Annotated in this window: 9 protein-coding genes and 1 pseudogene; 3 read left to right on the top strand and 7 right to left on the bottom strand. The window is 67.5% G+C overall.

Going from position 1 to position 11,448, the window contains the following annotated elements; all coding sequences use genetic code 11:
- Positions 1-31: 31 nt before the first annotated feature.
- From Y705_RS16800 to Y705_RS16785, 7 genes are all read right to left on the bottom strand, one after another.
- Positions 32-1,510 (bottom strand): sensor histidine kinase, encoded by a 1,479-nt coding sequence (locus Y705_RS16800; protein WP_162149024.1) that lies wholly within the window; start codon positions 1,508-1,510, stop codon positions 32-34.
- A 64-nt stretch (positions 1,511-1,574) separates the two neighbouring features.
- Entirely contained in the window at positions 1,575-2,624 is a 1,050-nt protein-coding gene (locus tag Y705_RS0102500) for a phosphotransferase family protein (protein ID WP_026531713.1), read from the bottom strand.
- Positions 2,615-3,826 (bottom strand): aminoglycoside phosphotransferase family protein, encoded by a 1,212-nt coding sequence (locus tag Y705_RS0102495; protein WP_026531712.1) that lies wholly within the window; start codon positions 3,824-3,826, stop codon positions 2,615-2,617. Before Y705_RS0102495 ends, Y705_RS0102500 begins: the two co-directional genes overlap by 10 nt.
- Positions 3,823-5,646 (bottom strand): ABC transporter ATP-binding protein, encoded by a 1,824-nt coding sequence (locus tag Y705_RS16795; RefSeq protein ID WP_049822155.1) that lies wholly within the window; start codon positions 5,644-5,646, stop codon positions 3,823-3,825. Before Y705_RS16795 ends, Y705_RS0102495 begins: the two co-directional genes overlap by 4 nt.
- A complete protein-coding gene (locus Y705_RS0102485) occupies positions 5,643-6,788 on the bottom strand; it encodes a glycosyltransferase family 4 protein (protein ID WP_216698715.1) in 1,146 nt (381 codons plus the stop codon). Before Y705_RS0102485 ends, Y705_RS16795 begins: the two co-directional genes overlap by 4 nt.
- Positions 6,785-8,107, bottom strand: a complete 1,323-nt coding sequence (locus tag Y705_RS16790; protein WP_081737708.1) for a glycosyltransferase family 4 protein — start codon at positions 8,105-8,107, stop codon at positions 6,785-6,787. The genes Y705_RS0102485 and Y705_RS16790 overlap by 4 nt, the downstream gene beginning before the upstream one ends.
- The gene (locus Y705_RS16785; protein WP_049822154.1) at positions 8,094-9,296 is read right to left on the bottom strand and encodes a glycosyltransferase family protein; all 1,203 of its coding nucleotides are present in this window, start codon (positions 9,294-9,296) and stop codon (positions 8,094-8,096) included. Before Y705_RS16785 ends, Y705_RS16790 begins: the two co-directional genes overlap by 14 nt.
- A gap of 193 nt (positions 9,297-9,489) precedes the next feature.
- Between Y705_RS16785 and Y705_RS0102470 the strand changes: the two genes are divergently transcribed.
- From Y705_RS0102470 to Y705_RS22090, 3 genes and pseudogenes are all read left to right on the top strand, one after another.
- Complete coding sequence (locus Y705_RS0102470) at positions 9,490-10,803, top strand: UDP-glucose dehydrogenase family protein (protein ID WP_026531710.1); 1,314 nt, start codon at positions 9,490-9,492, stop codon at positions 10,801-10,803.
- 44 nt (positions 10,804-10,847) lie between these two features.
- A complete protein-coding gene (locus Y705_RS0102465; protein ID WP_026531709.1) occupies positions 10,848-11,189 on the top strand; it encodes a thiamine-binding protein in 342 nt (113 codons plus the stop codon).
- A gap of 14 nt (positions 11,190-11,203) precedes the next feature.
- Positions 11,204-11,448 (top strand): annotated as a pseudogene (locus Y705_RS22090) (hypothetical protein); the annotation flags it as partial.

The raw sequence follows: 11,448 nt of genomic DNA, 5'->3' as shown, positions 1-11,448 counted from the left end.
GGCAACCTGCCCGAATGCCAGCCACAGGTGCTTAATCAGCGGGGGCCGAGCGGGACGCAACTCGGAGTGAAGCCTCCCGTGCTTCCCGCGCGTCCCGGGGAAGCACGATCTCGAAGACCGCGCCCCAGCCTGGCCGGGGAACCAACTCGGCCCGCCCCCCGTGTGCCTCCGCAATTGCTGCGACGATGGACAGCCCGAGCCCTGCTCCTCCCGAGTTCGTGGAGGGCCGGATCGATCCGCGTCGAAAGCGGGCAAAGATTTGCGCTGCCTCTTCGGGTGGCACCGACGGCCCTGAATTCGCCACCCACAACCGGACTTCCTTTGCTGTGACGGCGGCTCCCAGCTGGATCGCGGAGTCGGCGTCCGTGAACTTCACGGCGTTGTCCGCGAGCTGCAGCAGTGCCTGCGTGAGGCGGTTCCGGTCGGCGGAGATCACTCCGGGGGGTGGCGTCCTCACCTCCCAGTTCCTCACTGCCAGTGCGCATACTTTGCGGTGAACCGTCATGATCAGTTCCTGCAGGTCCACGGGTCCAAGCTGGAGGAAGTCCTGCCGCTCGGCGCGCGCCAGCAGGAACAGGTCGGCGACGATGCGGTTCATCCGGTCCACCTCGTCCGTCACCACGGCGACCGTCTGTGCCCGTTCCTCGGGTGTCTCATCGAGCTCCAGGAGCTCGAGATTGCCACGGATGATGGTCAGCGGAGTCCGCAGCTCGTGACTCGTGTCATCAAGGAACTGCCGCTGCGTGGTGAAGGATTGCTCCAGGCGCGCCAGCATGTCATTGAAGGCTCCGGCGATCTGCGACGCCTCATCCTTCCCCTCCACCTCGATCCGCCGGCTCAGGTCGGTCTCCGAGATGGTCCGGGCGGTCTGCGCGAGATTCCGCAGCGGCCGGAGCACCCGTCCAGCGAGGGCGAGGCCGAGCAGTGACGCGAGTGCGGTGGTACCCAGCTGGACCAGGACCTGGGTCTGCACGGCGTCGGTGATCTCCTCCCGTTCGTTCGCCGGAAAATTGGCGACGACGAACATGCCGTCACTCGGTGCACCCTGGATCGGGACGGCGAAATACTTGGTGTTTCCGGCGTCGGTGTCGATCGAGCCCTCGGTTGGTTCCTCGAACGAGAGCCAGTACTCGATCGTTCGCCCGAACTCGTCGGTGTCGGGCACTTGCGTGGCACGGCGCGATTCATACAGGTTTCCGTCGATGAAGGCGAGCAGGGTTTCACCCTCATCGGCGATCTCGCGCGAAAAATAGACGTCGAAGATCGCGGCGATATCGTCCCCGAACGGCTCACCGGTCCGCGGATCCACGCCGCTGGCGAGGAGCTGGAATTCCTCCGCCTCCCGGTCGAGGCTTGCGCCGATCTCCTCGTCAAGGCGTTCGAACAGCACCACGCGCAGCAACAGGACGGAACCGATCGAGGACAGAAGGAGCAGGATCACGACGACGGCAACGATGCGCACCCTCATGCTGGAGACCCACCGTGGAGAAGTCTCTTTCGCTGGTGTCATAGGCGTAAGCGTATCCGCGGGGCCGAGGTGAGGGCTGGCGTGGGTAGCGGCGTGATCGGGGGTGTCAACTGTCGAGTATTCGTCTCGCCCAGTCCTCTGCCAAGGACCGGTAGGGCGGCCGGAAGGAGTAGACGCAGGCCAGCCGGATCCGCGTCGAGGCGACATAGGCCAGGAGCCGGTCCGTCGGCACCGCCATCGCCGACGCCGTGTGGGAAATGGCGTTGCTTGCAAACTGCTCCGCAGCCCTGGGAAGGACTCCCTGCTCGCGCCGGAACTCGAGATGTACCAGGAGGTTGGCCAGGTCGAGTGCCGGTTCCGCAAGGGCCAGGGTGTCGCAGTCGATCAGCCCGATCGTTCCCTGCGCAGCGCTGAACAGTACCTGTTTGTCGTGCAGGTCGCGGTGGGCGAGGACCGGTTGCTGCGGCACCCCTGACAACAGGCGGCGCTCCACCTCCATCGCCGCCTGCTTCAACTTTTCCGGCCGGACGTCGAGCTGCCCGAATTCCACGCACCGCTCGACCCATTGCCGAAGCGTGGTGCCTTCATTCTCCGGGGAATGGACTGCAGGGGCGGCGCCGGGCGGGAGCGCCGCCAGCAGGGGCCACTTCTGCGACCAGAGCTCCCAGCCCTGCTTCCATTCGTTCGGCAGCGACGGTTTCCCACGGGCGGCCCTGCCCAGGTCGTGGAAGCTCGTCCCACGGACAGTGGAGAGGGTGACGCTGCCGGGGCTGGTGAGGACGACGCCGGGCGTTTCGACTCCAGCCGACGCCGCCAGGGCCCGCATCCGGCGGTGTGCGGCAGCCACGGGTTCTGGCTTGCCCGGAGGAAGGAGCTTCCGGTAGCCGCCGCCGACCCTGAGCACCGCGCGCTTCCTGTAGCGGTGGACCACCAGATCCGCGTCCCCCAGGGTGCCCGCCAGTTCGCCAAGGACCGGGTCCTTCCCGTAGGGGGCCAGGGTGGCCATCCCGGAGGGTTCGATGACGCCGGCGCGGATGAGACCGCCGTCGTCCTCCCGGGCCTCGAACGTCAACCCGCCGTCGCTGCGGGGCCAGGCGCGGTGGACGGTGGCCGCCCGGCCGGCGGAATCCGTGACGGTCCCGGGAATCAGCCCCACAGCAGGCCCTCCATCAGGTCCAGCCTGGCTTCGATGTCCTCGGACCAGTTCGGTGAGCACGAGCGGAAGGGGTCACCAAGGCGGCTCAGGAGGTGGAAGACCACCCAGGGAAGGACCTCCTCACGTTCGACGTCCCGTGGACCTGCACGGTAGCCCGCGAGCATTAGGCGGGTCAGCGGAAGCGCGAGGACATCCTGGACCTGTGTGGACACAGGCTTTTGAAGGAGCTCAACGGCCGCGAAACATCCCAGATCGGATGCCGCGGCACCATAGGTGCAGCGGTCGAGGTCCGTCAGCCGGATGTCGGAGCCGTCGACGAGCACCTGGTCGGCCGAGAAGTCGCCATGGATCAGTCCGGCGTGCCCCGGCCTCCGCAGGAGGGGCTCAAGGGCGGCGGAAAGGATTTCCAGGCGTCCGGCCAGCGGCGGAAGGAGGGAGGAATTGCGTGCCACGTGGTGCGCCAGGGCTGCTGCCGGAGCGTGCAGCCCCGGGGTCGAGGAGACCGGGGGCTGGGCGTGCAGCAGGGCGAGCGCCTGCCCTGCCGCGAAGGCGGGGGCGTCGGTGCGGGCAGTACCAGGGCGGTCCGCCGGCTGCTTACTGAGGTCGCCGCTGCCGAACCAGGGGAAGTAGCGCAGCTGTCCCAGCTCCGGCAGCCCGGCAGGGTTGGCCTGGGTCAGTACCGGCACTCCCCCCGCGACAAGCCGTTCGAGCAGTTCCGCGTCAGCCCGGTGTGCGGAGCCTGTCTTGCAGACTGTCCGGGTGTGGTCCTGCCCGACGGCGAAGACCACCCTTCGGTGCGGGTTGTAGTTGAGGACGGAGCATTCCTCGAGGATGCCGGAGTTCCGCAAGGGCCGCAGGGTCTTGTACAACCGCGGATCAAGTTCGATCGGCCCTGACACCATAGATTGGCCGGGTGCTTCGGGAAGCGGGATGGCTTCGAGCACAACACCGGTTACCGCGGCTCGACGGAGGGTTTTTTCGACCTTGACGCCCTTCCCCGGCGCGTACGCCGTCAGCCAGCGGATGCCGCCGTCGTCCTCCCGCAGGCGTGCCACCACGGACACTCCCGGCTTGTGGCGGAGGCGGTCCGCCCGCACCGGACGTCCGAGCAGCGCGCTCAGCCTCGGCGGGTCGAACAGCACGCCGAGTGCGGGCAGGGCGGGGTCGACGGCGGCCAGGGAACGGGTCTTCAGGGCATTCATTCGATGCCTCCTGCGGAAGATCCGGTGAACCGGACTTCCTCGGCGGTTTCCTGCTGTGCCCAGGCTGCGAACATCGGGTCCTTTCTCAGCTCATCGGGGGTTCCTTGAAGCAGGACGCGCCCGTCCTGCAGCCAGATGATGCAGTCGGCATCGAGCGCCACGGACGGCTCATGCGTGATGGTGATGGTGGTGCGGTCCCGGGTCAGGGTGTCCAGGCCGAGGAGGACTTCCGACCGCGAATCCTGGTCCAGTCCCGTGGTCACCTCGTCGAGGATCACGACGGGTGCGTTGCGCAGCAGCGCCCGGGCGATCGCGATGCGCTGGCGCTGCCCGCCGGAAAGGGTGCCGCCGCGCTCCCCGACGACGGTGTCATACCCGTCCGCGAAGGCCGATACGAACCCGTGGACGGAGGCGATCCGGGCGGCGGATTCCACCTCCGCGTCGGTGGCGTCGACCCGCCCGTACCGAATGTTATCCCGTATGGTTCCGGTGAACAGGACCGAATCCTGGAGGACGAGGCTCACATTGGCGCGCAGGGAAGCGAGGGTGATGGCGCGCAGGTCCCTGCCGTCGAGATGCACAGCTCCGGACACGGGATCCATCATCCGGACCATCAGTGAAACGAGCGTGGACTTTCCTGATCCGGAGGGCCCTACCACGGCGGTCCTGCGGCCACCCAGGAATGTCAGCGTGACGTCCTTCAGCACAGGAGCGGTATCGGCGTAACCCGCTGTGACGTTCCGCAGTTCCACGTCGCCCCACACCTTCCCCAGGGGCGCGGCGTCGTCGGCGTCCCGGATATCGACCTGCTCATCGAGGAGGTCAGCGACCCGCTCCCCTGAGGCAGTGGCGCGGGCGATGCGGCCCGTGTATTTCGCGAGGTCCCGCAGCGGTTTCATGGAGGTCTTCAGGTACATGAGGAAGAGGACGAGGTCCCCGGGAGTCATGGCACCCTGGACCACGCGCCAGCCACCACCGGCGAGGACGACGGCGGTGGCGAACCCGACGATCACGTCGGTGCGCCTCTCCAGTGCCGCCGCGAGCCTTCGCGACTGCACGCCGTCCCGGAGGGTCTTCTCGTTGCTGGTGCCGAAGCGGTCGGCGAGGGTTTCCTCGAGGCCGTACGTCTGTACCACCTTGATGGCGCCGAGGCTTTCCTGCGCGGTGTTGGCCAGCGCACCTTCGCCCTTGCGGGTGCGCCGTGCCGCCACGGTGATCTTGCCCGTGCTGAGGCGTGACAGCAGGAGGAACGACGCGCAGGCGAGGGCGACCACGAGTGCCAGCAGCGGATCCAGCCAGAACATGACGCCGGCCATCACGACGAGCGTGATGCAGTTGGCGAGCAGGGGCAGGCCCGCACTGACACCCACTTCCTGGAGCCGCCCGACGTCGCCCACCAGTCTCTGCACCGTGTCACCGGTGCGCGCCGAGGAGTGATAGCGGGCGGACAGCGCCTGGACGTGGCTGAACACCCGGCCGCGCAGTTCGGTCGCCACCCGTGATCCGGTCAGGGCAAAGGCCACCGTGGCCAGGAAGTTGCAGAGCGCGCGGAGCCCGGTGAGCAGTACCAGGGCGGCGCCGCAGGCAAGGAGGAAGGCCGGCGTGGCAACCGGCCCCGTGCCCGCGAACTCCGCTCCAAGGCTCCGGGTGATCGCGTCCACCACGTATTTCACGGGCCAGGGCTCGAGCACCCGGAAAGCCACCTCGAAGAGGAGCGCGAGGACGCCCCCACCCATGAGGACCTTGTGGCGTCCAAGATGGGGCCGGATGATGCCAAGCGTCCGGCGAAGCGGTTGCTGCTGCACGTCCTGGTTGCTCATGGTGTCCCTTCCAGCGGGATTCCTGCGGTGATGCGCTGCAGCACGCCGTCCCAGCTGTGGCCGGCGGTGGCCATCCTGCGGGCGGCGACCGACATCGCCGCACGGGCCAGCGGCGCTCCGGTCAGGTCGTCGATCGCCGCGGCGAGTGCGTCCGGCCGGGACGGCTCGACGAGGATGCCCGTGACGCCGTGGTCGATGATGGACGGGACCTGCCCCACGTCGGAGGCGATCACCGGCAGCCCGGCCGCGCAGTATTCATAGATCTTCAGCGGCGAAAAGTACTGGTCCTCCGAGCTGGCCGACGCCGGATACGGTGCGCTGGCAAGGGCGCACCCGGCCAGGGCTGCGGGCACTTCCGCGGGGGGAAGGGCTCCGACGAACTCCACTGCCACACCCCGGTCCGCGGCCAGCCTGCGGAGCGCCGGCCCTTCGGGGCCGTCTCCGATAATTCTCAGGGCCCACCCGCCTGCGGACACAGCCTTCGCTTCGATCAGGGAGTCCACCCCGTGCCAGGGCTTCAGGGTCCCGACGAACACCACCACGGGCATGCCGCCGGATTCGGGGGTGGGGCGGATGCGTTCCACGTTCACGCCGTTGGGCACCACCTGCACCTTCTCCCGGTGTTCGGGCAGGACGCGGTCCTGGACCCACCGGGCCACAGGGGCCGAGACACACGCAACCCGAGTGGCTCCCGCGACCTGGGAACGTAGTGCGTGCCGGGCAGCAGTCTCATCGTGCAGGGCCCGGTGGGTCCGCTGTTCATCGATCAGCGGTGCGTTCACTTCGAGGAAGCCGGGAATCCCGAGTGCCGCCGTGACCCGCGCCAGGGCATCGCTGAAGAGCGAGTACCGTTCGTACACCACGGTGGTCCCGGCCGCGATGGCCTGCTGCGCAAGGGCGGCTGCGGCGTCCGTCTGGAAGCGCTCGCGCTCAACGCCGTTGCCCTTGGGGATGCGGTGTACCACCACCGGAACATCCGCGAGGTCCGCGGGGACGTCGTCACCCGTGCGTGTGCAGTACAGCGTGACCTCCGCGCCGAGTGCCCGCCAGCTCCGGAGGATCTCCTGCACATGCACCGACGCGCCCTTGGATCCGAAGACGGGCACACCGGGGTCGATGCAGAAATATGCTACCCGGATCATGACGTCCTGACCGGCACGCCGCCGAGCCTGTCCACCATCCCTGCGGGAGATAACGGCACGGTGGCTGTCCCGGACGGCACGACGGCGGTGCTGCGGGGATCCGCCGCCAGTTCCCGCAGCCGATCCGACTGCACCCTCGAGTCGAAGCACCGTTCGATCAGGGCGCGTGCGGCGCTCGCGGTTCCCTCGCGGTCGAACGTGTCCGACGCCGAGAAGCGAAGCGCGTCCACGAGGTCGGCCGTCACCCCGGAGCGGATCAGCAGGCCGGTCCTGCGCCCCGCGGCGTCCGCCATCACTTCCGGGATGCCGGTGATGTCGCTCGCGATGCAGGGGACGCCCGTGGCCATCGCCTCGAGCAGCACGGTGGGCAACCCGTCCATATTGCCGTCCTCACCGACCACGCAGGGAGCCACGAAGACGTCCGCCCAGCGGAGCAGGTCGACCACCTCCTGCTGCGTCCGCGGCCCGAGGAGCGTGACGGCGTCCGCCATCCCAAGGCGGTGGATCTGCTGCTCGAGCTCCTCCTGCAGCAGTCCGCCGCCGGCAATCCTCACCTCGAGGGTCATGCCGCTGCCGATCAGTTCCGCGGCGGCGTCGAGGAGCAGGTGGAAGCCCTTCTTCTCGACGAGCCTGCCCACGGCGACGACCCGGAAGGGATCCCGAGGCGGGGACGGAGGAGCGTAGGCGAAGCGGTCCAGCTCCAGCCCGTTGTATACGCGGTGGATGGCGGACGACTGGTCCGGGGCAAGGCTGCGGAGGTAGGCGAGGTTGAAGTCACTGACCGTGACCACGTGGTGCGCGTGCCCGATCAGGCTGATCAGGGTGGGCTGGTCCACTTCCTCGTGGAAAATGTCCTTGGCATGCGCGGTGAAGGAGAAGGGGATGCCGGTCAGGGCCGATGCGATACGGGCCGTGCGCGCCGCGACGGAGCCGAAGTGCGCATGGGCGTGGGTGATGCCGCGACTGCTGAAAAGTGTCGCCAGCTCGATCCCCTGATGAACATCAAGGGGATCCATGTCCACCATGCTGGGCAGCAGGTCGGCGAAGCGTGCCCCGAAGTCGGGCACTGCCCGATGCGCGGCTGCCATCATTCCCCAGCCATCGCTGAGCTTCGCGGGTTTCGTCACATAGGTCACTGGTGCCTGGACGCGCGCGAGTTCGGGATGGAACCGCGGGTCCACGGGGGCCCGGAGCGAGAAGATGTCGAGTTCCTCTCCGGCCGCTTCCCGGGCAAGGATTTCCGTCACGATGAAGGTCTCCGAGAAACGCGGGTAGATTTTCAGCACATAGGCGGTGCGGGAAGGGCTAGACGGCTTCACTGGAGGTCCAATCTTCGAGAGGGGGGATATCCAGCAGATCGGCTGCCAGCCCGGCCACCGATTCAAGGCCCGCAAGATCCACTGCCGAGCGGTCGACGTCGGAACCTGCCACCGAGCTGAACCATCGGCTCAGTTCCGCGGAAGTGAATTCCTCCGGATGGCAGACGTCGAGGAGGTCATGACGAGCCAGCGACTCCGCGCGGATCAGCTGCTCACGCCTCGGGCTGATGCGGGGGACGATCAGCGCCGGGGTGCTCGTACTCATGATCTCGCACACCGAGTTGTACCCACCCATGGAGACGATGGCCGAGGCTTCCTTGATCTCCGCCAGCGCGTCCCGGACCGAGCCCAGCACTCGCGTGCCGGGGGCCGCCGCCTGTTCAACCTGGATCCGGTGTTCCTTGGGCAGTTGCGGTCCGGTGATGATGAGGTGCTCGTACTTCTCGGGAAGGGTGGCCCGGGCCGCGGTGAGCAGGACGTCGAGACCGTCCGATCCGCCTCCGGCCATGGTGAGGAGGTACGGCCTCCGCGCGCCACTGGTGCGGCGCCGCGACACCCGTCCTGCCGAGAGGTAGCCCGTGTAGCGGACCAGGGGGCTGAGCCGCGCGGGGATCTCGCCTGTCCGCACAGGATCATGAAATCCAGGATCACCGTAAACCCAGAGCGCATCGAAGGTATCCGCGAGATGGTCGAGGTCGCCGAGGTTCTTCCACTCCCGTTTCGCGACGCTCGGGCTGTCAAGGACTTCCCGCAACCCCAGCACTATCCGGCAGGCGGGCCGTGCCTTGCGAAGCGCCACCAGCGCCTGTCGGAGCTCGCCGTCGACGCCGAAGGCATGGCGGTCCACGATCACGAGGTGGGGCTTGAACTGGGCCAGCACGGCGTCGGTCATGGAGGAGCGCAGGCGAACGAGTTTCTTCTGGCCTATCGTCAGGTGGCGGGGGGTGTATCCGTCAGCGCCTTTGCGAATGCCCGGCAGCACCACCCAGTCCCACCTCTCGGGGCTGTCGAATCGCGTCGCGGAGGATTCCCCGGTCACGAGCAGGCCGGTGACAGGACGGCCGGTGAGCCCGGGAAGCGTGGCAGCCAGCGCATGGGCGATTGCGAGGTTGCGTCGGGTATGCCCCAGTCCCTGTGAATCGTGGGAGTAGAGGACTACCCGGAGTTCCTTCTTCAACTTGTGTGCCATGGTGCGCCTTCATTGAGCCGTCTCTTGCTGGTGAGCTTCTGGTTCTCCATTCAGTCAGGCCCGGATGAGACCTTGGTGAACGCTTGATGAGAGAGCTCTCATGAGATTGTTCTCATCCGTCTCTAACAGGTGTCTCATCTTGGAATTCCTAGAATCGGACATGAAAGCTACCCCACTGCCAGGACCAACCCCGATGCGCATTTCCGTGATCGGCTGCGGTTATCTCGGGGCAGTGCATGCAGCCTGCATGGCGAAGCTCGGCCATGAAGTGGTGGGCGTCGACGTCGATGAACGCAGGATTGCCGAGCTGCAGGAGGGGCGTGCGCCCTTCTTCGAGCCGGGGCTGCCCGAACTGCTGGAGGAAGTCCTTGTCTCGGGACGGTTGAAGTTCAGCTCGAATCCGTCCGACATCAAGGGGGCGCAAGTCCACTTCCTGTGCGTGGGTACCCCGCAGCGGAAAGGCGAGTATGCCGCTGACCTGCGCCACCTCGATGCTGCCTTTTCCGGGCTGCTCGACTCGGTGGAACCGGGGAACGTGATCGTGGGAAAATCCACGGTGCCCGTCGGCACCGCTGCCCGGCTGGCTGAGCGCCTCCAGGAGCGTCACCCGGACGCGGTCCTCGCCTGGAATCCCGAGTTCCTGCGCGAGGGCTTCGCAGTCAAGGACACGCTCCACCCTGACCGCTTCGTGTACGGCGTGCCGTCGGGCGGCACCGGGGCCCAAGCCGCCGCCATGCTCGACAGTGTTTACGCTGCAGCCCTGGCCGAAGGCACGCAGCGCTTCACCACGGACTATGCCACTGCAGAACTGGTGAAGGCCGCAGCCAACTCGTTCCTGGCCACCAAGATCTCCTTCATCAACGCCATGGCCGAGGTGTGCGACGCCGCAGGAGCCGACGTCACCCTGCTTGCCGACGCCATCGGGGCGGACGAGCGCATTGGAAGGAAGTTCCTCAACGCCGGCATCGGCTTCGGCGGCGGCTGCCTCCCGAAGGACATCCGCGCCTTCATGGCCCGCGCCGGGGAACTCGGGGCCGACCAGGCGCTTACTTTCCTGCGCGAAGTCGACGACATCAACGTGCGCCGTCGGATCCGCGTCGTGGAGCTGACCCGCACGCTGGTGGGCGGTTCCCTTCTGGGTAAACGCATCACCGTCCTCGGGGCCGCCTTCAAACCCGACAGCGACGACGTCCGCGACTCCCCGGCGCTGAGCATCGCCGCCCAGCTGCAGTTGCAGGGAGCGGATGTGACCGTGACCGATCCCCAGGCGCTCAGCAATGCCCGGGTCCGTTTCCCCGAACTGACCTACGAGGCCGAACTCGACGCAGCCCTGGAGAAGGCTGACGCCCTGCTGCTGCTCACCGAATGGGACCAATATCGGGAGCTGTCACCCGCTGCCGCCGGAGCCGTCGTCCGGCACCGGAACATCCTCGACGGCCGCAACGTGCTGGATGCGGGCCAGTGGCGGAGCGCCGGCTGGAACTATCAGGGCATCGGACGGCCATAACCAATACATAGCCCAGGACGACCGCCGCATGCCAGACTGGGCACATGCTCGTAGCCTTTTCGATTGCCCCGTCCGGCACCTCCGACCTGTCCCGTGAGAACCCCGAGGGGTCGGTGCACGACGCCGTGGCGGCCGCCGTCGCCGTCGTACGTGAATCGGGTCTTCCCAACCGCACGGATTCCATGTTCACCACCATCGAGGGCGAGTGGGACGAGGTGATGGCGGTGGTGAAGCACGCCACCGAGGCGGCGGGCCGCTACGGCAGCCGGGTCTCACTGGTGCTGAAGGCCGACATCCGGCCCGGCTACTCCGGCGAACTGACCGGAAAGGTCGAGCGTCTGGAAGCGGCCATCGCGGAGCAGGAACAGTACGAGGGCCACTCCTGATCCAGCAGCACCTCGTGCAGCAGTACCTCATCCGGCCGGCGACCGTCGACGACGCCGAAACCTACGCCCGCACCCACGTCGCGGCACTGCACGAGACCTATGCGCACATCATGCCGCGCGAGTTCCACGAACACTACGACGCCGAGCTGCCCGCCCTGATCGAGCGCCGACGGGGGATGCTCGAGGATGCCGCGCGCACACCGAACGGCGCGCAGAGCTGGCTCGCGCTCGACGACGACGGGGCCCCGGTCGGCATTGC

The sequence above is a fragment of the Arthrobacter sp. H41 genome (genome assembly GCF_000520535.1).
Lineage (GTDB): Bacteria > Actinomycetota > Actinomycetes > Actinomycetales > Micrococcaceae > Arthrobacter_D.
The sequence above is the reverse complement of the archived record's forward strand: the minus strand, read 5'-3'. Positions and strand labels throughout refer to the sequence as shown.